Origin of the sequence: Micromonospora sp. CCTCC AA 2012012 (assembly GCF_040499845.1) — a bacterium.
Taxonomy (GTDB): domain Bacteria; phylum Actinomycetota; class Actinomycetes; order Mycobacteriales; family Micromonosporaceae; genus Micromonospora; species Micromonospora mangrovi.
The window spans coordinates 5,279,467-5,301,789 of sequence record NZ_CP159342.1 but is presented as its reverse complement, the minus strand read 5'-3'; the positions used below and the strand labels follow the sequence as shown (position 1 = coordinate 5,301,789).

17 protein-coding genes are annotated in these 22,323 nt (G+C 70.7%); 8 read left to right on the top strand and 9 right to left on the bottom strand.

Annotated features, from left to right (window positions below):
• Positions 1–1,964: 1,964 nt before the first annotated feature.
• The 8 genes from ABUL08_RS23755 to rpmH all read right to left on the bottom strand — a co-directional run bounded on the left by ABUL08_RS23755 (position 1,965) and on the right by rpmH (position 8,522).
• Positions 1,965–2,978 (bottom strand): ParB/RepB/Spo0J family partition protein, encoded by a 1,014-nt coding sequence (locus tag ABUL08_RS23755; protein WP_350932177.1) that lies wholly within the window; start codon positions 2,976–2,978, stop codon positions 1,965–1,967.
• A 27-nt stretch (positions 2,979–3,005) separates the two neighbouring features.
• A complete protein-coding gene (locus ABUL08_RS23750; protein ID WP_350932176.1) occupies positions 3,006–4,370 on the bottom strand; it encodes a ParA family protein in 1,365 nt (454 codons plus the stop codon).
• A 257-nt stretch (positions 4,371–4,627) separates the two neighbouring features.
• Entirely contained in the window at positions 4,628–5,386 is a 759-nt protein-coding gene (gene rsmG / locus ABUL08_RS23745) for a 16S rRNA (guanine(527)-N(7))-methyltransferase RsmG (protein ID WP_350932175.1), read from the bottom strand.
• Positions 5,387–5,870: 484 nt separating this feature from the next.
• On the bottom strand, positions 5,871–6,458 hold the full coding sequence (locus ABUL08_RS23740) for a Jag family protein (protein WP_350932174.1): 588 nt from the start codon (positions 6,456–6,458) through the stop codon (positions 5,871–5,873).
• Between the two features lie 213 nt (positions 6,459–6,671).
• Positions 6,672–7,646: a membrane protein insertase YidC gene (gene yidC, locus ABUL08_RS23735; protein ID WP_350932173.1), complete on the bottom strand. Its 975-nt coding sequence runs from the start codon at positions 7,644–7,646 to the stop codon at positions 6,672–6,674.
• A 3-nt stretch (positions 7,647–7,649) separates the two neighbouring features.
• Complete coding sequence (gene yidD / locus ABUL08_RS23730; RefSeq protein ID WP_350932172.1) at positions 7,650–7,889, bottom strand: membrane protein insertion efficiency factor YidD; 240 nt, start codon at positions 7,887–7,889, stop codon at positions 7,650–7,652.
• A 44-nt stretch (positions 7,890–7,933) separates the two neighbouring features.
• The gene (rnpA, locus tag ABUL08_RS23725) at positions 7,934–8,350 is read right to left on the bottom strand and encodes a ribonuclease P protein component (RefSeq protein ID WP_350932171.1); all 417 of its coding nucleotides are present in this window, start codon (positions 8,348–8,350) and stop codon (positions 7,934–7,936) included.
• Positions 8,351–8,384: 34 nt separating this feature from the next.
• The gene (rpmH, locus tag ABUL08_RS23720; protein WP_007073824.1) at positions 8,385–8,522 is read right to left on the bottom strand and encodes a 50S ribosomal protein L34; all 138 of its coding nucleotides are present in this window, start codon (positions 8,520–8,522) and stop codon (positions 8,385–8,387) included.
• A gap of 640 nt (positions 8,523–9,162) precedes the next feature.
• Between rpmH and dnaA the strand changes: the two genes are divergently transcribed.
• The 5 genes from dnaA to ABUL08_RS23695 all read left to right on the top strand — a co-directional run bounded on the left by dnaA (position 9,163) and on the right by ABUL08_RS23695 (position 15,678).
• Positions 9,163–11,043, top strand: coding sequence for a chromosomal replication initiator protein DnaA (dnaA, locus tag ABUL08_RS23715; RefSeq protein ID WP_350932169.1), 1,881 nt, complete (start codon positions 9,163–9,165; stop codon positions 11,041–11,043).
• Positions 11,044–11,816: 773 nt separating this feature from the next.
• Positions 11,817–12,950: a DNA polymerase III subunit beta gene (gene dnaN / locus ABUL08_RS23710; RefSeq protein ID WP_350932168.1), complete on the top strand. Its 1,134-nt coding sequence runs from the start codon at positions 11,817–11,819 to the stop codon at positions 12,948–12,950.
• Positions 12,951–12,988: 38 nt separating this feature from the next.
• A complete protein-coding gene (gene gnd / locus ABUL08_RS23705) occupies positions 12,989–13,861 on the top strand; it encodes a phosphogluconate dehydrogenase (NAD(+)-dependent, decarboxylating) (protein WP_350932167.1) in 873 nt (290 codons plus the stop codon).
• A 16-nt stretch (positions 13,862–13,877) separates the two neighbouring features.
• The gene (gene recF, locus ABUL08_RS23700; RefSeq protein WP_350932166.1) at positions 13,878–15,011 is read left to right on the top strand and encodes a DNA replication/repair protein RecF; all 1,134 of its coding nucleotides are present in this window, start codon (positions 13,878–13,880) and stop codon (positions 15,009–15,011) included.
• 22 nt (positions 15,012–15,033) lie between these two features.
• Positions 15,034–15,678, top strand: a complete 645-nt coding sequence (locus ABUL08_RS23695) for a DUF721 domain-containing protein (protein ID WP_377522573.1) — start codon at positions 15,034–15,036, stop codon at positions 15,676–15,678.
• A gap of 36 nt (positions 15,679–15,714) precedes the next feature.
• Here ABUL08_RS23695 and ABUL08_RS23690 read toward each other — a convergent pair whose 3' ends face one another.
• Positions 15,715–16,269 carry a hypothetical protein gene (locus tag ABUL08_RS23690; protein WP_350932163.1) on the bottom strand — a complete coding sequence of 185 codons (555 nt, stop codon included), beginning with the start codon at positions 16,267–16,269 and terminating at the stop codon, positions 15,715–15,717.
• A 526-nt stretch (positions 16,270–16,795) separates the two neighbouring features.
• Here ABUL08_RS23690 and gyrB point away from each other — a divergent pair.
• From gyrB to ABUL08_RS23675, 3 genes are all read left to right on the top strand, one after another.
• Complete coding sequence (gyrB, locus tag ABUL08_RS23685) at positions 16,796–18,742, top strand: DNA topoisomerase (ATP-hydrolyzing) subunit B (protein WP_350932162.1); 1,947 nt, start codon at positions 16,796–16,798, stop codon at positions 18,740–18,742.
• A 129-nt stretch (positions 18,743–18,871) separates the two neighbouring features.
• Positions 18,872–21,391, top strand: coding sequence for a DNA gyrase subunit A (gene gyrA, locus ABUL08_RS23680; protein ID WP_350932161.1), 2,520 nt, complete (start codon positions 18,872–18,874; stop codon positions 21,389–21,391).
• Positions 21,392–21,394: 3 nt separating this feature from the next.
• On the top strand, positions 21,395–22,297 hold the full coding sequence (locus ABUL08_RS23675; protein WP_350932160.1) for a DUF3566 domain-containing protein: 903 nt from the start codon (positions 21,395–21,397) through the stop codon (positions 22,295–22,297).
• Positions 22,298–22,323 lie beyond the last annotated feature (26 nt).

The following is a 22,323-nucleotide window of genomic DNA, read 5'->3' as shown; positions in this document are numbered from 1 at the left end:
CACAGGTCAGTGGGCTCTTTCACGCGGGGTTTCACGTGAAACGAGGGTGGCCTGTGGAAAACCGCTGTGGATAACTGGGGGCGGTCCCGTCCGGTCGTCCACAACTCCGGTGGGGCTTTCGGGCGGGCCCTCACTTTCTAACGACCGAGTCCGAGATCGGCACTGCCCGGGACGTGAAATCTTGACACCGAGACTGCGGGCCGAGGGCCCACCGATGCCGGTTCCGGCAGCGGCGTGGTGCCGGACCGAGTGGTTGGCCCAACCCGGGTCCACGCCTGGGAGTCCCGGTCGTTTCACGTGGAACACGACGGGAGCGGCTGGGCGCTACCTCTACCCCATGGCTGCGGGAGCTGGTTGTCGGGAACGAAGAGTTGCCTCTGTTCAAGCCGGCGGTCCGGGAGGGGCGGAACCAACGGCCGTTCGGCCCTCGCTGGGCAGAACCGCAACCGGTGGAGTCTCCCTTCCGTGCTCTGCCGCAGCCCACGTCGAGGACCCAGTCGCCGGGCCGGGCGGCGAGCAGTGGCTCTTTGCAGCCACGGCTGATCTCGTCGTAGTAGTCGTCAGCGAATGCCAGACCTACGGAGGCAGCTCCGCGAGCACGGGCGCGGGTGGCCAGCCGACAGCAGGGGTGGCCGGCCAAGGGTGGTTGGGGACGTGCCCTCCCTGTCTCTGGGTGGAGGATCCCCACAACACTCGACCTTCCCGCTGGCAGTAGTGCTCGTCGCCTTATTCGACCGGGCGCCACCGATGCTCGCGTCGCGTAGGCGCCTCTGTTCCACGTGAAACCATGCTGGCAAGCGGGCTCTACTCGTGACCTCGGCCGCCCGGATCAGCTCACTTCAGTTCGCGTGCCAGTGGCGCGCGTGATGATGGCCATGCCTAAGCGTGAGCGTCGCCAGTGGTGTCAGGGCCTCAGCACGACGAGGAGGGCGCGCTGCCGGTTCGGGAGACCACGGGCGTGCCCGCACTTGCGCCCACGCGTCCAGGGCCCGTCAGGCGGGCTCAAGAACCGGGTATGACCCGTCTCAGCGGAGCGTCACTTCGCCCCGGCGACAGGGTGTTCGTGATCAACCGGGGCGGTCGTCATCCCGGTGACGGGGCGTTCGTGATCAACCGGGGCGGCCGTGATCCTGGTGACGGGGTGTCCGTGATCGACTGGGGCGGTCGCCATCCCGGTGGCGGGGTGATCGTGATCAACCGGGGCGGTCGTGATCCGCGCTGGCGGCCGAAAGTGCCCGATCACCTCCGGGACTCGTCCTCTCGCCGGGTGCTCTGCGGTCGGCTTCTTCGGGGTCTTGGTGTCGCCCGTGATCGTGTCGGCCCTCCGCCGCGTCTTTCGACAAAGGCTGGGATCACCACAACCGCCTGGCATGCCGATCGCTCGGCGGTACGGCCCCGCCCCCTCGTTCGAGGCAGAACCTTCCGCCTGCGGCACGTCCGCTCGACGTGCCGCAGATGATCGGCGGAGCGGTCCGATTCGGGGTAGGAGCCCACTGAGCCGGGGTGGCGAGCGTCGGCTGTCCAGCCGTAAGGAGCACGGGGCGACCGCCTCGCCCGAAGCCGGACGGCCGTTCCTGAATCCCGTCTCGGGCGACTGACGGAGATCCGCAGTCCGCCCCTTCGGCAACCTCGGCAGACCTGCTCGGCCTCCCAGGCCGGGCGTTGGAGCTGAGGTTCCGTCCGCTACCACCACCGCCCTCGTTTCACGTGAAACGAGGGCGGTCAGGAAACGGCACTGGGCAGCCCCAGTGTGGTCAGTCATTGCTGCCCCTCCCAGACGGCTACCGCCGACCGGTCACGGGATCACGGGGGGCGAGGGCACGAGGCTCGTGGTGTGCCCGACCCGCCCTTACTTCCACGTGGACCGGCGAGGGCAGATCCGCCGATCCGGCCTCGGGGCCGGGAAACGGATCGGCCGCGTACCCCGTGGCGGGGAACGCGGCCGAAAGCCGGACGGGGGCGGCTCACTCGCCGGACTGCTCCTCCTCGCCGACCCCGATGATCCCCACGATCCGCTCCAGGTCGTCGACCGTGGCGAACTCGATGGTGATCTTTCCCTTGCTGCGGCCGATGTCGACCTTCACCCGGGTGTCGAACCGGTCGGAGAGCCGGTCCGCCAGGTCGGTCAGCGCCGGGGCATGCGGCTTGGACCGCCGCTTGGCGGCGGGGGTCTTCGCGGGCCCGTCGGCCAGCGCCAGCGCCACCAGTTCCTCGGTGGCGCGTACGGAGATGCCCTCGGCGACGATGCGCAACGCGAGCTGTTCCTGCGCCTCGGCGTCGTCGAGGCTCAGCAGTGCCCGGGCGTGACCGGCGGAGAGCACCCCGGCGGCGACCCGGCGCTGCACCTGGGCCGGCAGATTCATCAGCCGGATGGTGTTGGAGATCTGCGGCCGGCTCCGGCCGATCCGCCGGGCCAGTTCCTCGTGCGTGGCGCCGAACTCCTCGAGCAGCTGCTGGTACGCCGCGGCCTCTTCCAACGGGTTGAGGTTGGCCCGGTGGATGTTCTCCAGCAACGCGTCGCGGAGCATCGCGTCGTCCTTGGTGTCCCGGACGATCGCGGGGATGTTCTCCCGGCCGACGGCCTGGGCAGCCCGCCAGCGTCGCTCACCCATGACGAGTTCGTACTTCTCGCCGTCGAGCTGGCGGACCACGATCGGCTGGAGGAAGCCGACCTCCTGGATGGACGTCTTCAGCTCCTCCAGGGCCTCCTCGTCGAAGACCTGACGCGGCTGCTTCGGGTTCGGCAGGATGGCGTCGACCGGAATCTCGGCGAATCGCGCGCCGGGCACCGGGCTCAGTTGCGGACCGGTCTCCACGGCCGGAGCGACCGGGGACGGGGCGGTCGGTTCGGGAGTGCCGACCGCCGCCGGGCCGGAGGTCTCCGACTCACCGTTCAGCGGAGCGGGAGGCTCCACCGGCGCGGTCGGGATCAGTGCCCCGAGCCCTCGGCCCAGACCGCCACGGGGACGGTTCTTCATGCGACGCCTCCCAGCGACTTGTCCGCACTACGCATTCCGGCTCACCGGCTCCTTGACGCCGCGCTCCGCAATCTCCTGGGCGGCCTCGAAGTAACTCGTCGCCCCCCGCGATCCGGGATCGTAGGTCATCACGGACTGCCCGTAGCTGGGTGCCTCGGAGACCCGCACGTTCCGGGGGATGACGGCTTGGAGCACCTTGTCACCGAAGTGGTTACGGACGTCCTGCTCGACCGCGTCGGCCAGCCGGGTACGGCGGTCGTACATGGTGAGCAGGATGGTGGAGACCTCGAGCTGCGGGTTCAGGTGCTGCCGTACCAGGTTGATGTTGTTGATCAGCTGGTTGAGCCCTTCCAGCGCGTAGTACTCGCACTGGATCGGGATCAGCACCTCCTGTGCCGCCACGAGCGCGTTGACGGTCAGCAGACCGAGCGACGGCGGGCAGTCGATGAAGACGTAGTCGAAGTGGCCGGGGTAGGCGGCGATGGCCCGGGCGAGCCGGGACTCCCGCGCCACCACGGAGACGAGTTCGATCTCCGCGCCGGCCAGGTCGATGGTGGCCGGTACGCACCACAGGTTCGGGATGCCCTCGACGGCCTGCGCCACCTCCGCCAGCGGCACGCTGTCGATCAGGCAGTCGTAGACGTCCGGGACGCCGGTGTGGTGCGGGACGTTGAGCCCGGTGGAGGCATTGCCCTGCGGGTCCAGGTCCACCACGAGCACCCGGTTGCCGTGCAGGGCCAGGGCCACCGCCAGGTTCACGGTGGTCGTGGTCTTCCCCACGCCGCCCTTCTGGTTCGCGACGCACATGACCCGCGTCCGCTCCGGGCGAGGCATGGTCACTTCGCCACTCGGATTAAGGATCTGCACGGCGCGCATCGCCTCCATAGCCAACGGTGGGTCATCCTCTTCGCGCGTCGGGGTTTCACGTGAAACGTACGTGCTGGCATCGGGTTCGGCGCCGTAGCCGGCGACGGATGGCGTGTCGGAGGGAAGCGCCGGGACCGGGGTGGCGTCCGGCACCGCACGCGGCGACGGCTGCTGCGGCACCGCCGCGCCCATTCCGCCGGTGGGCGGCTCGTAGCGGGCAGCCGCCGCGGCGTTGCCGCGTACGGGGAGCGGTCGGGGGGCGGCGGCGTTGGCCGGTCGACCGGTCGGCTCCTGCGCCTCCCGCGTCGGCGGGAGGTTCGCCGGGACCGACGAGGTGGGTCGGACACCGCCCACCACCGGCGTGTCCCGCCGGACGACCGGGTCGCAGTTCTCGGGGCGTACGGACGGGTCGCTGGAGTCCCCGTTCACCGGCCAGCGCTCGGTTTCACGTGAAACCGGGTCGCCAGAGGATCGTCCTCCCGCTCCGGTCACCCGTGGATCGTCGTACCTACCGTCGTCATGCACCTGTCATCCCTGCCCGCTCCGGATGGTCGGTCCGCACCCCGTCAATCGGCCGCACCCGTGCTCGTCTCGCACGGCGTACGGCCCGCCCGGGAACGGTCGGGCCGGGTGCCACCGGCACCGCCGTTCCACACTTTCGACGCGCGGTCAGCCTACGGCGGACAGGCGTAGCGGGTCCACGTCGGGTTCTGATCCGTCGGCCACCTCGCACCCTTTTCAACGACCGAAGGGGCGGCCGGAAAGGCGTCACGGGATCAGCGTTACCGACCCCGGTCACCGCGCTTACGGCCGCCACGCGACCGCTTCGGCGCGGTCTTCTTCCGTGCCGGGCCGACCATGCGCTCCCGGACCACCTCGATGACGGTGGCGGGGGGCTCGATCACTCCGACGCCACACTGGTGCACCTGCGGCTCGCTCCCGCCGAGCCGGGTCACCGCCTCGGCGTGCTCGGCCGCTTCCTCGGCGGCGGACGCACCCTTCAACGCGAGCAGCCGACCGTTCGGCACGACCAAGGGCAGACACCAGGTGGCGAGCCGGTCCAGCGGCGCGACCGCGCGAGCGGTCACCACGTCCCCGACCAGCGCGGCCCGTTCCCGGGAGCCGGTTGCCGCTTCCTCGGCGCGCCCCCGGAACACCCGCACCATCTTCGCGAGGCCGAGTTCCTGCACCGCCTCCACCAGGAAGGAGGTACGCCGGGACAGCGGTTCGATCAGGGTGACGGTCAGGTCGGGCCGGGCGATCGCCAGCACCAGACCGGGCAGCCCGGCGCCCGAGCCCACATCCAGCACGGTGGCGCCCTCGGGGATCCGCTCGGCCAGCGCGGCGCAGTTGAGCAGGTGCCGCTCCCAGATCCTGGGCGCTTCGCGGGGGCCGATGAGACCGCGGACCACACCGTCCGTGGCAAGAAGTTCCGCGTACGCGGCGGCCAGGTCGATCCGGTCGCCGAAGAGGGTACGGGCGGCCTCCGCCAACTCCGGCGGCAACGTCACCTCCGACGCGGCCGGGACCGCAGCGGTCACCTCCCCGGCCGGCACCTCCCCGGTCGACGGCTCAGCCGCACTCTCCGGTTCACGGCCGGCGCTCGCGGCCGTGGGGGCCGGCCGTGAAGACCGTCCCTCACCGACCGGCGCGTCAACGAAAGCCGGGTCGGCTGCACCCGCCGGAGTCGCTTCGGCAGCGTGCTGCGAGGCGTCGGCGAAGGCCGGGCCGACCGCACCGGTCGGGGCGGCCCGGTGCGCGGCGTCGGGCTGGGGCGAGGAGAACGACGCCTCGACGGATCCCGTCGGCGCGGCCGGGACGGACTCGTCCGACGTCGTACCCGAGAAGGGGGCGTCCGGGGTGGTGGCCGACGTGGCCGACGGTGAGGTCGGGGTGTGGTCCGTGTCCTCGGAGAAGAGTGGGGTGGCCGCATCGCCGCGCTCGGGGCGGACAGGCGACGGCCCGGGCGGCGTGCCACCCGGGCCGGACACGGCACCCGCCGTGCTGTCGTCGTGGGTCACTCGATCAGTCCGCCGGCCGGACGACGATGCGTCGGTTGGGCTCGACGCCCTCGGACTCGCTCTCCACGCCGCTCATCGCGTTGACGACGTCGTGGACGCACTTGCGCTCGAACGCGGACATCGGCTCCAGGCGCACGGGCTCGCCGTACTCCGTGACCTTCTCGACGGCGTTCTTGGCGACCGCGGCGAGTTCCTTGCGGCGGTTGGCCCGGTAGCCACCGACGTCGAGCAGCAGGCGGCTGGGGGAACCGGTCTGGCGGAACACGGCGAGCCGGGCCAGCTCCTGGAGCGCCTCCAGGGTGGCGCCGCGCTGCCCGACCAGGTTCTGCAGGCCGGAGCCGACCACCTCGACGACCGGACGGCCACCGGCCACCAGCTCGTCGATGTCGCCGTCGTAGTCGAGGATGTCGAGCAGGCCCTCGACGTAGTCGGCGGCGATCTCGCTCTGCCGGAACAGGTCGCTCTCGGCCGGGGCCTTCTTCTCCCGGGTGCCGGCCTCCGCCTCCGTCTCGTCGGCGTCCTCGGTCACGGCGGCCGGCGCGGTCTCCTCGTCCAGGGACTGCTCGGCGCTGGGAATGCTGGTGTCGGTCACGGTCTCTTCTCCGTACTCGCTCGTCCGGACCGTCGGGTCCGCTGGTCTCCCGGGGCCGGCGGGGGCTCTCGCCGGTGCCCACGGGCACGTCTGTACGGGCCAGTCTCGCCCGTGACCGCGCTGCGCGCGGCGGTTCCGGCCCGGCGCCGACCGTACGGTGGCTGCGCGGTACCGGAGCCGGGCCGCCGCCGGGATCGACGGCGGCCCGCGGGGTCAGCCCTGCCGCTTGGCGGGCCGGCTCTTCTTCGGGTTCATCGGCTTCGCGCCCGGCTTCGGACCGGCCACCTTCGGGGCCGCCGGCGTGGCGGCGGGCGCCTGCGCGGCGGGCTTACGGCCGAGCAGACCACCGGTCCTGGCGGGCTGGGCGGTACGGGCCGCGGCACCGGTCTTGGCGGTCGCCGGCGGCGGAAACTTCCGCAGCACCCACTGCTGCTGGCCGAGGGTGAAGAGGTTGTTGGTGACCCAGTAGATGATCACGCCGATCGGGAAGATCGAGCCGGAGACCAGCAGCGAGACCGGGATGCCGTAGAGCATCAGGCGCTGGACCATCCGCTGCTGCGGGTCCTCCGCCCAGCCGGTCTTGAGGATCATCTGGCGGCTGGTCAGGTAGGTCGTGGCGATCATGATCGCGACCAGGATGCCGGCGACGATCTTGACGGTGTGCCCGCTGGCGCCCAGCCGGGACAGCTCGTCCGCGGTGGAGCCGAACTTGCCGGCGATCGGGGCGCTGAAGAGCTTGGCGTTCGCGGCACTGTCGAACTGCTCCACGGTCCAGCCGTAGAGGGTCTTCTGGGTCTTGCCGGGGTCGAGCCGCCGCAGCGTGTGGAAGAGGCCGAGGAAGACCGGGATCTGGAGGAACATCGGAAGGCAGCCCATCAGCGGGTTGGCCTTTTCCTTCCGGTAGAGCTCCATCATCTCCTTCTGGAGCGTCTCCCGGTCACCCTTGTGCTTCTCCTGGAGCTCCTTGACCTTCGGCTGGAGCGCCTGCATGGCCCGCTGCGACTTGATCTGCTTGACGAAGACCGGGAAGAGGATCACCCGGACCGTCACCACCAGGAAGACGATCGCCAGGATCCAGGACCAGTTCGTCCCGATCACCGCGGTCACCGGCACCCCGATGGCGTCCCAGGCCGAGTGCCAGGTCAGCAGGATCCACGAGATCGCGTAGTAGATCCAGTCGAGACTCAATTCTCAGACTCCAGTCACATCGGCACGGCGGTGACCGCCCGGCTCCGGCACCGGGTCGTGTCCACCTGGGTGAAAGGGGTGGCAGCGCGACAGCCGTCGGACCGTCAGCCAGGCTCCCCGGAGCGCGCCGTGCCGCGACAGCGCCTCGACGGCGTAGGCACTGCACGACGGGTAGAACCGACAGCGGGCCGGCAGTGCCGGGCTTATCCAACGACGGTACGCGATGACAGGGGCGATCAGCACCCGGGCACCGGTAGAGGTGGGGCGGGGCGCGCCGGTTCCGCTGCTCACCGCGACCGCCGGCCCCGGGCCGTCCGCGCGGCGGCGAGAGCGGCGTCCAGGTCGGCCCCGAGCCGGGCGTACGACGCCTCGGCGGCGGGCGGCAGCGCGCGTACGACCAGGGTGCTGCCGTCGGGCAGCTCGCTGAGCCGCTCGCGGACCAGATGCCGCAGTCGACGGCGGACCGTGTTCCGGACCACCGCGTTGCCGACGGCCTTGGACACGACGAAGCCGGCGCGGGTCGGGGCGGATGTCTCCGCACCGATGTTCCGCGCCGGCTCCGGCGAGGTTGTCGCTACAGCTCCGGTCGTCGGTTGGGGCAGCGTCAGGTGGACCACGACGGCACCTCGGCCGACGCGTCGCCCACCGCGGACCGCTGCGGCGAAGTCGTTACTGCGCCGCAGTCGCTGTGCGGCGGCCAGCACGACTGCCCACGTCCCCGGACCGGACCGGTCGGCCTCAGGCCGACAGGCGGGCGCGGCCCTTGGCGCGACGGGTCGACAGGATGGCGCGGCCGGCACGGGTGCGCATGCGCAGCCGGAAGCCGTGGGTCTTCGCGCGCCGGCGGTTGTTCGGCTGGTAGGTGCGCTTGCTCACGTCAGGCTCTCCGTTTTCGTACGCGCCCCGCGCGACGGGATCGCCGGGGTCGTGTGGTGGTCCAGGCCACCTCTGCGGTGGCCCCGATCGGTGCTGCCCGGGCGGTGCGGAACCTCGACGGCGCGAGGAGACAACCACGGACAGCAGGCACCCATCACCCTAGCAGAGGGCGAGAGAGCAGCCGCTCCAGCCTACGCAGGGGGGCAATGACCGTCAAACATCACACCCGGGCCTCTCGCCAGCGGCGGAGTGCGACCGAAGGGGCGGTTTTCACTGATGTTGACAAGGCCACCACCGCGTCGACGGTTGATGGCGTGGGGTCCGCGCTGTTAGCGTGCCCGATTGCGGTCAGCGTCGGTACTCCGGGTTGTCGCTGACAGGCAAGACCGGACAAGGTAGTGAATCGTTCGGCACGGTGAACCCGCTTCAGCGCCTCTCGTGAATCAGGGGGGCAGGTCCGACCCGCGTCCGGTGGGCGGCCACAATCGGTCGGTACACAGGCTGTGGATAACTTGTGGATGACGACCGGTCAGCCGTCCGGGTGGGTGTGACGTACATCCCGCGCGGACGCGGTGGACGGGCCAGGACGGCCGGTGGGCAGCAGCGGCGGTCGGAGCAGAGGCGAGGGGGTGGCACGACGGTGACCGGAGCGACCGACCTTGCCGCGGTGTGGACGGCGACCACAGACGAACTCGCCGACGAGATCATCTCCGCGCAGCAGCGGGCGTACCTGCGGTTGACCCGGCTGCGCGCGATCGTGGAGGACACCGCGCTGCTCTCCGTCCCGGACGCGTTCACCCGGGACGTGATCGAGTCGCGGCTGCGGCCCGCGATCACCGAGGCGCTCAGCCGTCGGTTCGGCCGGGCCATCCAGGTCGCCGTCACCGTCCGGGTGGCCGAGGACCCCACGGGCCGGCCCGCCGGCACCGTCTACCGCAGCGCCCCCGAGTCCGCGCCCGTCGACCTGGACGGCCCGCCGGACCTGCTCACCGGTTTCGACCAGCCCGGGCCGCCCGCGCGCCCCGACTTCGCCGACCGGCGCTTCCCGGTCGAGCAGAGCTATCCCGAGGAGTCGGGCTACCCGACCGAGTCGGGCTACCCGGAGGAGCGCGGCGAGCCGACGCCCGAGGAGACGACGCCCCGCCAGCGCGCGGCGTCGGACGGCGGCCGGCCCCACCTGATCCCGACCAGCCGCGACGGGCAGGAGACCCTCTTCGGCACCGCCTTCGCGGAGCCGGCGCGGGGCGCCCGGCAGCCGGCGCCGCCCGAGCGCCGCGGCTTCGACGAGCGGGCCCGGGTCGAGCAGGCCCCGGCGGCCGACTCCCGTGGCTACGAGCCGCGCTACCGGGAGGACCCCGGTCCGCGCAACCAGCAGCCGCTGCGCGGCCTGCCCCGGGACGGCGGCACCGACAGCGGTCCGGGCCGCAGCGGCTCGGACCACCGGCCGGGCGGCCGGGACGACCGACGGCTCCCCGGGGGTACGGAGAGCGGCGGGAACCGGCTCAACCCCAAGTACATGTTCGAGACGTTCGTTATCGGCTCGTCCAACCGGTTCGCCCACGCGGCGAGCGTCGCGGTGGCCGAGTCGCCGGCGAAGGCGTACAACCCGTTGTTCATCTACGGGCACTCGGGGCTGGGCAAGACCCACCTGCTGCACGCCATCGGGCACTACGCCACGACGCTCGGCAACGCCCGCTCGGTCCGGTACGTCTCGACCGAGGAGTTCACCAACGACTTCATCAACTCGCTCCGGGACGACAAGACCAGTGCGTTCCAGCGGCGCTACCGCGACGTCGACATCCTGCTGATCGACGACATCCAGTTCCTGGAGAACCGCGAGCGCACCCAGGAGGAGTTCTTCCACACCTTCAACACCCTGCACAACGCCAACAAGCAGATCGTGATCACCTCCGACCGGTCGCCCCGGCAGCTGGCCACCCTGGAGGACCGGATGCGGACCCGGTTCGAGTGGGGGCTGCTGGCCGACATCCAGCCGCCGGACCTGGAGACCCGGATCGCGATCCTGCAGAAGAAGGCGGCGCAGGAGCGGATGTACGCCCCGCCGGACGTGCTGGAGTTCATCGCCTCCCGGGTGTCGAACTCGATCCGCGAGCTGGAGGGGGCGCTGATCCGGGTCACCGCGTTCGCCAGCCTCACCCGGTCGAGCGTCGAGCTGTCGCTGGCCGAGGAGGTGCTCCGGGACTTCATGCCCGACGGCGGCGGCCCGGAGATCAACGCCGACCAGATCATGGCCTCGACCGCCGACTACTTCGGGGTGAGCCTGGAGGACCTGCGCGGCCAGTCGCGGTCGCGGGTGCTGGTCAACGCCCGCCAGGTGGCCATGTACCTGTGCCGGGAGCTGACCGAGTTGTCACTGCCCCGGATCGGGCAGGCCTTCGGCGGCCGGGACCACACCACCGTGATGCACGCGGACCGGAAGATCCGGCAGCAGATGGCGGAGCGGCGCTCGCTCTACAACCAGATCGCCGAGCTGACGAACCGGATCAAGCAGAACACCTGAGGCGTACGACACGTCGGCGTCCTGCGCCACGCCCGGTCGGGAACTTTCGGCCGGGCTTTTTGGTGCCCTCGGGTCGGCCGGAGTTGACCCTCGACCGGGTCGAGGCCCCACGATCGGTGTCATGTTCGTCCACAGGACCGCCCGGTTGTCCACATCCCCTGTTCCACAACCGGTGGACAACCACGCTCTGCACAGGGGCGGTTACCCACAGACTGTGGACAAGTCCTGGGGACGAGCCTGTGGACGCCTGGGGATGACCGCCGGGTTGTCCACCGGAGACGGTGCACCTGTGGGCGACCTGTTGAAGGTTCTGGGGATGACGTCGGTCGGTGCCGTCGCGTCCGTCCACAGCACTGGGGAGAAACCCGGTGGATTACCGGTGGACAACCGGTGGACAACCGTGGACAACCTGGGGACCGACGGCGCCTGTGGATCGGGGCACGAGTTGTACCCCTGGTTCTCCACAGCCAAACCACCGGTGGATAACCTGTCTGACCTGGGCAGACGTGGGTTCTCCACAGTTTGCACAGGTGCGATGAAGACGATGAGTTATCTCTTCTAAAGAATCAAAAACCAATCATCACCGTTGGACTTCCTGTGGATCGGGCCGGAGCACTGCCGTCGGCAGTGGCCCGGCACCTGGATCCACGGGGCCGGACGCACAGCCGATGCCCTCGCGCCCTAAGGTGCGATGGGTACCCGCACGGTCGGGCGGGACGGTGGGCAGCGGTCGGCATGAGAGAGTTGTCGCTGACGTCGACGCGGAGGCATTGATGAAGTTCCGAGTGGAGCGCGACGCGCTCGCCGAGGCGGTCGCGTGGACCGCCAAGAGCCTGCCCAACCGACCTTCCGTACCGGTGCTCGCCGGGGTGATGCTCCGGGTCACCGACGGCAACCTCCAGGTCTCCGGCTTCGACTACGAGGTCTCCAGCCAGGTCACCGTCGAGGTGCAGGGTGACGCCGACGGCGCCGCCCTGGTCTCCGGCCGCCTGCTCGCCGAGATCACCAAGGCCCTGCCGGCCAAGCCGGTGGACATCGCCGCCGTCGGCGCCCACCTCGAACTGGTCTGCGGCAGCGCCCGGTTCACCCTGCCCACCATGCCGGTCGAGGACTACCCCGCCCTCCCGGAGATGCCGGAGAGCGCCGGCACCGTCGACGCGGCCGCCTTCGCCGCCGCCGTCGCCCAGGTCGCGGTGGCCGCCGGCCGGGACGAGACCCTGCCGATGATGACCGGCGTCCGGATCGAGCTCTCCGGCACCACGCTGGCCATGCTCGCCACCGACCGCTACCGCCTCGCGCTGCGCGAGATGGAGTGGCGGCCGGACGACGCCGACGTGAGCATCAACGCCCTGGTGCCGGCCCGCACCCTGAACGACACCGCGAAGGCGCTCGGCCCGCTCGGTGGTCACGTCACCATGGCGCTCTCCCAGGGCGGTGCCGGCGAGGGCATGATCGGCTTCGCCGGCGGCACCCGGCGGACCACCAGCCGGCTGCTCGACGGCGCCAACTACCCGCCGGTGCGGTCGCTCTTCCCGGCCACCCACAACGCGGAGGCGCGGGTCCCGGTCAGCACGCTGATCGAGGTGGTCAAGCGGGTCGCGCTGGTGGCCGAGCGGACCACCCCGGTGCTGTTGAGCTTCAGCGCGGACGGTCTGGTCGTCGAGGCCGGGGGCACCGAGGAGGCGCGGGCCAGCGAGGCGATGGAGGCGACCTTCACGGGGGACCCGCTGACCATCGGCTTCAATCCGCAGTACCTCATCGACGGCCTGAACAACCTGGGCGCCCAGTACGCCCAGCTGGCGTTCGTCGACGCCTTCAAGCCGGCGGTGATTTCCCCGGCCGGTGAGGATGGCGAGGTCATCCCGGGGTACCGATACCTCATCATGCCGATCCGCGTCTCCCGCTGATCGCACCCCTGAAGACCGACGCACGGAGGTAGGAGCAGATGCAGCTCGGCCTGGTAGGACTCGGCCGGATGGGCGGCAACATGCGCGAACGGTTGCGCGCCGCCGGGCACGAGGTGGTCGGCTTCGACCGCAATCCGGAGCTGAGCGACGTCGCGAGCCTGGCCGAGCTGGCCGAGAAGCTCGAGGCGCCGCGGGCGGTGTGGGTGATGGTCCCGGCCGGGGTCACCGACGCCACCATCGACGAGCTGGCCGGTGTGCTCGGCGAGGGCGACATCATCGTCGACGGCGGCAACTCGCGGTTCAGCGACGACGCCCCGCGTGCGGAGCGGCTGAACGAGCAGGGCATCGGCTATCTCGACGCCGGTGTCTCCGGTGGCGTCTGGGGCAAGCAGAACGGCTACGCCCTGATGGTCGGCGGTGCCCAGGAGCACGTCGAGCGGCTGATGCCGATTTTCGAGGCGCTCAAGCCCGAGGGTGAGTTCGGCTTCGTGCACGCCGGCCCGGTCGGCGCCGGCCACTACGCCAAGATGGTGCACAACGGCATCGAGTACGGCCTGATGCACGCCTACGCCGAGGGCTACGAGCTGCTGTCGAAGTCCGAGCTGGTGACGAACGTGCCGGGCGTCTTCAAGTCGTGGCGCGAGGGCACCGTGGTCCGTTCCTGGCTGCTCGACCTGCTGGACCGGGCGCTCGACGAGGACCCGGAGCTGGCCGAGCTGAGCAGCTACACCGAGGACACCGGCGAGGGTCGCTGGACGGTCGACGAGGCGGTCCGGCTGGCCGTACCGCTGAACGTCATCACCGCCTCCCTCTTCGCCCGGTTCGCCTCGCGGCAGGACGAGTCGCCCGCGATGAAGGCCGTCGCCGCGCTGCGCCAGCAGTTCGGCGGCCACGCCGTCCACAAGCGCTGAGCGGTATCCACAACCTGTGTACGTCCGCCGGCTCGAACTGGTCGACTTCCGCTCCTACGAGCGGGTCGGCGTCGACCTTGAGCCGGGTCCGAACGTGCTCATCGGCGCCAACGGCGTCGGCAAGACCAACCTGGTCGAGGCGTTGGGCTACGTGGCGACCCTGGATTCGCACCGGGTCGCCACGGACGCCCCGCTCGTCCGGATGGGTGCCTCCTCGGCGGTGATCCGCTGCGCGGTGGTGCACGACGGGCGGGAACTGCTGATCGAGCTGGAGATCGTCCCCGGCAAGGCCAACCGGGCCCGGCTGGGACGCTCACCGGCGCGTCGGGCCCGGGACGTGCTCGGCGCGCTGCGGCTGGTGCTCTTCGCCCCGGAGGACCTGGAGCTGGTGCGCGGCGACCCGGCCGAGCGCCGCCGCTACCTGGACGACCTGCTGGTCACCCGCCAGCCCCGGTACGCCGGGGTGCGCGCCGACTACGAGCGGGTGATCAAGCAGCGCAACGCCCTGCTGCGGACGGCGTACCTGGCCCGCAAGACGGGTGGGTCGCGCGGCGGGGACCTCTCCACCCTCGCCGTCTGGGACACCCACCTCGCGCAGCACGGTGCCGAGCTGCTCGCCGGGCGACTGGAGCTGGTCGCCGCACTGACCCCGCACGTCGCCAAGGCGTACGACGCGGTGGCGGCGGGGAAGGGCGCGGCGGGGATCGCGTACCGGCCGTCGGTGGAGCTGCCCGACCCGACGGTGGACCGGGCCGCGCTGGCCGAGGCGTTGACCGCCGCGCTGGCCGAGTCCCGGTCGGCGGAGATCGAACGCGGCACCACCCTGGTCGGTCCGCACCGGGACGACCTGGCGCTCACCCTGGGCCCGCTGCCCGCCAAGGGGTACGCGAGCCACGGCGAGTCCTGGTCCTACGCGCTGGCCCTGCGGCTGGCCGCGTACGACCTGCTGCGCGCGGACGGGATCGAGCCGGTGCTGGTCCTCGACGACGTCTTCGCCGAGCTGGACGCGGGTCGCCGGGAGCGGCTGGCGGGGCTGGTCGGCGGGGCGAGCCAACTGTTGGTGACCTGTGCGGTGGACGACGACGTGCCGGCGGCCCTGCGCGGCACCCGGTACGCCGTGGCCGAGGGGACGGTACGCCGTGTCGGATGAACCCCTGCTCCCACCGGCCCGGCTGGGGCCGGGGCGCGGTGAGCGTACCCCCGCTGCCGGAACGGGCGGCGGCGCGGAACGGGCCGGCGGCCGGCGCTCGCCCGGCGCGGGGGCGGACGCGGCAGGAGCGGCCGGGCCTGCGGCGGGTGGCGACGCCGCGGCGGGCGCGGCCGGGCCGGAGCTGGCCCGGGCGGTGCTGGACGCGGCGAAGGCCCGGCGGCAGGCGGCGGCCCAGACCCGTCGGCGCAGCGCGGTCGGGAACGAGGGCGGCGAGCGGCGGCTGCGCGGCTATTCCGGCGCGGGCCCGGACCCGCGCGATCCGCAGCTGCTCGGGGCGGTGCTGGAGCGGCTGGTGAAGGCGCGGGGCTGGCAGCAGCCGGCGGCCGAGGCGACGGTCTTCGGTGCCTGGGAGCGGGTGGTCGGGGCGGAGGTGGCCCAGAACAGCCGCCCGGTGAAGCTGGAGAACGGCGAGCTGACGGTGGAGGCCCGCTCCACCGCGTGGGCGACGCAGCTGCGGTTGCTGGCCGGCTCGCTGCTGAAGCAGATCGCCAGCGAGGTCGGCCACAACGTGGTCCGCAAGCTGCACATCCACGGCCCGGCCGCGCCGTCCTGGTCACGCGGCCCGCGCCGGGTGCGGGGCCGTGGCCCCCGCGACACCTACGGCTGACCCGGCCACCCCCCGGTGGAGGGCGGCCGGACCGCCTCAGGCGTCGGCGTAGACGGCGAAGCCCCGCTCGGCGCAGCGCCGGTAGAAGGCGGCGAGCACGCTCAGCTCGGCACAGGTGAAGTTCCACTGCGGCGGGTCGCCGTTCTCGTCCCGGAGACCGTCGAGCCGGCTGTTCAGCCAGCGCAGCTGCTGCTCGGCCAGGCGCCCGTCGGCCAGCAGCGAGCGCAGCACCTCGCTGACGGACTCGAAGGTCACCGCCTCGCCGAACGGCCGGTGCTGGACGACGAACTTCTCCACCCCGCCGGCGATCCAGGAGCAGCCGTCGGGGTCGATCACCGGGTCCTCGTCCTCGGCCGCCGCTTCAGTGGCGTAGAGCACATTTTCCAGTCCGAGGATCAGGTCGACCAGTTCGGTGTAGGCGGTGGCCCGCACCGTACCGGTCTTGGCGATCAGCTCGGCGAGCGCCGCCGTGGGCGCGGAGATCCGCGGCATGTCGACGATCTCGCCGAAGTCCACGAACTCGGCCGGTGCGACCGGGTCGTAGAAGCGGCCGGTACGCGGCCAGTGCACCGCCACATTGTCCAGCCCCATCTGGCGTCACCTCTTACAACACGTTGTCGGACCGATCGGGTCGATCGTCCCGGTTCGACCCGGGAAAGATCAAGACCGGCGGCGGTGGGCGCCGCAAAGGTACGGCACACCCGCCCGCACCGCGACCCCCGGCCGGTCACGCACGGGTACCGATCCGGTGGCCGGCAGCGCCCGGTGATCAGGGCATGCCGTGTAGGGGGAGTTGCGGACAGCGCGGTTCGGGCCGCTACGGAGTTCTCAGCCGCCCTGCAGGGGTGCCGAGTGGCGGTTCTGTCGTGTGCGCACAGTAAGATTGGACGCGAGACGAAGACCAGACGCGGAGCGACGGACACGGGCCCCCCAGGGCCCTTGATCATTGTCCCGGGTCAGGTCCCGCCGATCGCGATCCGCGGGCAACCGCGGCGACCGGCGTACGCGATCCGTGACCTGGAGTTCCGGGCCGGTCCGTGCGCCGACGTCGCGTCCTGTCCGCCGAACCCGCGCCCCCCGCGCCCCGGCGCGGACGGGCGCGAGAAAGTGGCCGAGGGTGGCAGCGCAGGACAAGCAGGAGTACGGCGCCGAGTCGATCACCGTTCTCGAGGGGCTGGAGGCCGTCCGGAAGCGGCCCGGTATGTACATCGGGTCCACCGGTGAGCGCGGCCTCCACCACCTCGTGTGGGAGGTCGTGGACAACGCGGTGGACGAGGCGATGGCCGGCCACTGCGACACCATCGACGTGGTGCTGCTGGCCGACGGCGGCGTCCGGGTCACCGACAACGGCCGTGGCTTCCCGGTCGACCTCCACCCCAAGCTCAAGAAGCCGGGTGTCGAGGTCGCGCTGACCGTGCTGCACGCGGGCGGCAAGTTCGACGGCAAGGCGTACGCGGTCTCCGGCGGTCTGCACGGCGTCGGCGTCTCCGTGGTGAACGCCCTCTCCACCAAGATGGCCGTGGAGATCCAGAAGTCCGGCTTCTACTGGCGGCAGCAGTACCACCACTCCAAGCCCACCCCGCTGGAGAAGGGCGAGCCGACGGACGGGACCGGTTCGGCCGTCTCCTTCTGGCCCGACCCGGACGTCTTCGAGACCGTCGAGTTCGACTTCCAGACGATCTACCGCCGGCTCCAGGAGATGGCCTTCCTGACCCGCGGTCTCACCATCCACCTGCTCGACGAGCGGGTGCCGGAGGGTGAGGAGGGCAAGCTCCGCGAGGTCACCTTCCACTACGAGGGCGGCATCGCCGACTTCGTCCGGCACCTCAACGCCTCGAAGAACCCGATCCACAAGACGGTGGTCGAGTTCGGTTCCGAGGAGGAGGGCATGTCGCTCGAGATCGCCATGCAGTGGAACGAGTCGTACGGCGAGTCGGTCTACACCTTCGCGAACAACATCAACACGCATGAGGGCGGCACCCACGAGGAGGGTTTCCGCTCCGCGCTGACCAGCGTCGTCAACCGCTACGGCGCGGAGAAGAAGCTGCTCAAGGGCGACGAGAAGCTCTCCGGCGAGGACATCCGCGAGGGTCTGGCCGCGATCATCTCGGTCAAGCTGACCAACCCGCAGTTCGAGGGCCAGACGAAGACCAAGCTGGGCAACACCCCGGTGAAGAGCTTCGTGCAGCGGGTCTGCAACGACCGGCTGGTCGACTGGTTCGACCGTAACCCGGCCGAAGCCAAGATGATCATCACGAAGGCGTCCCAGGCCGCCCGGGCGCGGATCGCCGCGCAGCAGGCGCGGAAGCTGGCCCGGCGCAAGTCGCTGCTGGAGTCGGGTTCGATGCCGGGCAAGCTGGCCGACTGCCAGTCCACCGACCCGCGCGAGTCCGAGGTCTTCATCGTCGAGGGTGACTCGGCGGGCGGCTCGGCGAAGCAGGGGCGCGACCCGCGGACCCAGGCGATCCTGCCGATCCGGGGCAAGATCCTCAACGTGGAGAAGGCCCGGATCGACCGGGTGCTGAAGAACAACGAGGTCCAGGCGCTGATCACCGCGCTGGGCACCGGCATCCACGACGACTTCGACATGGAGAAGCTGCGGTACCACAAGGTGGTGCTGATGGCCGACGCCGACGTCGACGGCCAGCACATCCAGACGCTCCTGCTCACCCTGCTGTTCCGCTTCATGCGCCCGCTGGTCGAGCTGGGTCACGTCTACCTTGCCGCCCCGCCGCTCTACAAGATCAAGTGGAACAAGAAGGGCGACGACGCCCAGTACGCGTACTCGGACCGGGAACGGGACGGGCTGATCGCGCTGCGCCAGCAGAAGAAGCCGAACGCCCGGCCCGACGACATCCAGCGGTTCAAGGGTCTCGGCGAGATGAACTATCCGGAGCTGTGGGAGACCACGATGAACCCGGCGACGCGGACGCTGCGCCAGGTGACGCTCGACGACGCGGCGACCGCGGACGAGCTGTTCAGCGTGCTGATGGGTGAGGACGTCGAGGCGCGCCGCTCGTTCATCCAGCGCAACGCCAAGGACGTGCGCTTCCTGGACATCTGACGGACCGCCCGGGCCGGCGGTCGATCCACCGGCCGGCCCGGCGGTCCACAGGGTTATCCACAGCTCCGCCGCTTTCCACAGCCGTTATCCACAGCACGAACACGACTCTGAGTCTGATAAGGGTTAACAGTGACCGATACTCCCGAGTCCACCCCGACCGAGCCGGAGAACCCGGAGACAATCGCCGCCGTCGTCCAGCACGACCGGATCGAACCGGTCGGCCTCGAGGTGGAGATGCAGCGCTCCTACCTCGACTACGCGATGAGCGTCATCGTCGGGCGGGCGCTGCCGGACGTCCGGGACGGGCTCAAGCCGGTCCACCGCAAGATCCTCTACGCGATGTTCGACTCCGGCTACCGGCCGGACCGCGGCTATGTGAAGTGTTCCCGGGTCGTCGGCGACGTGATGGGTCAGTTCCACCCGCACGGCGACTCGGCCATCTATGACGCGCTGGTCCGGATGGCGCAGCCCTGGTCGCTGCGCTACCCGCTGGTCGACGGCAACGGCAACTTCGGCTCACCCGGTAACGACCCCGCCGCCGCCATGCGGTACACCGAGTGCAAGCTCGACCCGCTCGCCATGGAGATGCTGCGGGACATCGACGAGGACACCGTCGACCTCCAGGACAACTACGACGGCCGGGCCAAGGAGCCCACCATCCTGCCGTCCCGGATCCCGAACCTGCTGGTCAACGGCTCCGAGGGCATCGCGGTCGGCATGGCCACCAAGATCCCGCCGCACAACCTGCGCGAGATCGGCGCCGCGGTGCAGTGGTGCCTGGAGAACCCGGACGTCGACGAGGCGACCACCCTCGAGGCGCTGCTGGAGATCGTCAAGGGTCCGGACTTCCCGACCCACGGCCTGATCGTCGGCCAGTCGGCCATCCAGGACGCGTACCGGACCGGGCGCGGGTCGATCCGGATGCGCGCCGTGGTGGAGGTCGAGGAGGACAAGCGGGGTCGCCCGGCGCTGGTGGTCAGCGAGCTGCCCTACCAGGTCAACCCGGACAACCTCGCGGAGCGGATCGCCGAGCTGATCAAGGAGGGCAAGCTCGCCGGCATCGCCGACATCCGGGACGAGTCCTCCGGGCGTACCGGCATGCGGATCGTGCTCGTGCTCAAGCGCGACGCGGTCGCCAAGGTGGTGCTGAACAACCTCTACAAGCACACCCAGCTCCAGGAGACCTTCGGCGCCAACATGCTGGCCCTGGTCGACGGCGTGCCGCGCACGCTCAACCTGGCCCAGTTCATCCGCTACTACGTCGACCACCAGATCGACGTGATCCGCCGGCGGACCGCGTTCCGGCTCCGCAAGGCCGAGGAGCGGGCCCACATCCTGCGCGGTCTGGCCAAGGCGCTGGACGCCCTGGACGAGGTCATCGCGCTGATCCGGCGCTCGCCGACGGTGGACGACGCCCGACAGGGCCTGATCCGGCTGCTGGAGATCGACGAGATCCAGGCGACCGCCATCCTGGACATGCAGCTGCGCCGCCTGGCCGCCCTGGAGCGGCAGCGGATCATCGACGACCTCACCAAGCTCGAGATCGAGATCGCCGACCTGAAGGACATCCTCGCCAAGCCGGAGCGGCAGCGGAAGATCGTCTCCGAGGAGCTCGGCGAGATCGTCGCGAAGTGGGGCGACGAGCGGCGTACGAAGATCATCCCGTTCGACGGCGAGGTCTCGATGGAGGACCTGATCGCCCGCGAGGACGTGGTCGTCACCATCACCCGCACCGGGTACGCCAAGCGCACCAAGGTCGACCTCTACCGCTCCCAGCGGCGTGGCGGCAAGGGCGTCAGCGGGGCGACGCTCCGGCAGGACGACATCGTCAGCCACTTCTTCGTATGCTCTACCCACGACTGGATGCTGTTCTTCACGAACAAGGGTCGGGTCTACCGGGCCAAGGCGTACGAGCTTCCCGAGGCCAGTAGGGTGGCCAAGGGCCAGCACGTGGCCAACCTGCTCGCCTTCCAAGCAGACGAGCAGATCGCCCAGATCATCGAAATCCCGAACTACCAGGTGGCTCCCTACCTGGTACTGGCCACGAAGAACGGCCTGGTGAAGAAGACGCGGCTCGAGGAGTTCGACTCCAACCGGTCCGGCGGAATCATCGCGATCAACCTGCGCGATGAGGACGAGCTGGTCGGTGCTGCCCTCGTGGGGCCGGAGGACGATCTGCTGCTGGTCTCCAAGAACGCCCAGGCGATCCGCTTCAACGCCTCCGACGAGGCGCTGCGGCCGATGGGCCGGGCCACCTCGGGCGTGATCGGCATGCGCTTCAGCGAGGAAGACGTGCTGCTGGCCATGGAGGTCGTCCGGGAGGGCCTGGACGTGCTGGTCGCCACGAACGGGGGATACGCGAAACGTACCCCGATCGAGGAATATCCGGTCCAGGGCCGGGGAGGTAAGGGCGTGCTGACTGCGAAGATCACCGAGCGACGCGGTGGTCTGGTCGGCGCGGTGGTGATCGATCCGGACGACGAGCTGTTCGCGATCACCAGTAACGGTGGTGTCATCCGGACTCCGGTGAAGCCTGTACGCCGTACGCGTGACCGGAACACAATGGGGGTCAAGCTCATGGACCTCCCGGACGGCGTGACTATCGTGGCGATTGCTCGCAATGCCGACGAGCCTGACGAACAGGACTAGTTGATGACGGAGACACAGGCGAAGTCGGGGAACAAGGGGACCTCGGCCAACCCGGTCGACGAGGAGGCCGCAAAGGGCGGCACACCAGCGACCGGCCGCGCGGCCGTGGGCCGGGCCACGGTCCCCGCCGACGCGCCTGCCCCGAAGTTCACCCGAGCCCCCGGCATGGTGCCACCGCCGGAGACGCCGGGTGAGGAATCGGGGGCGAGCGAGACGTCCGACAAGACCAAGGTCGACGCGCCGACCTCCGCCGACGGCCTGGCCGCCCCGGTGAAGCCGGCTGCCGCCCAGCCGGTCAAGCCGAGCGCCGCGGCCCGGCCGGCCAGCGGCACCACGGGCACCCAGCCCCGGGTGACCAGTGCGGGGACCGCCGCGAAGCCGTCCCCGGACGGTGGCCGCCCGACCGCCACCGCGGGGCGTCCCGCGAACGGCGGTGGCCTGCCGCCGGGGATCAGCGGCGCGGCGGCCGTCGGCGCCGCCCGCGTCGGTGAGGCGGTACGCGCCGCGCGTACCTCGGTCAGCTCGGCCGCGTCCCGCGGGCCGCGCCGGGCCCGGCTGAACCTCAAGCGGATCGACCCGTGGTCCGTGATGAAGTTCGCCTTCGCCGTCTCGGTGGTGCTCTTCATCGTGGTGGTCGTCGCCACCTCGGTGCTCTACCTCGCGCTGGACGCGATGGGCGTGTTCAAGAGCGTCAACGACAGCCTGACCGACCTGGTGAGCGCCGGCGGCGGCCAGGGGGCCAACGGCTTCCGGATCACCGCCAAGGGCGTGATCCTCAGCTCCGCGCTGATCGGCCTGGTCAACGTCGTGCTCTTCACCGCGCTCGCCACCCTCGGTGCCTTCGTCTACAACGTCTGCGCCGACCTGGTGGGCGGGATCGAGCTGACGCTCGCCGAGCGGGACTGAGCAACGTCCGACACCGGGGCACCGCG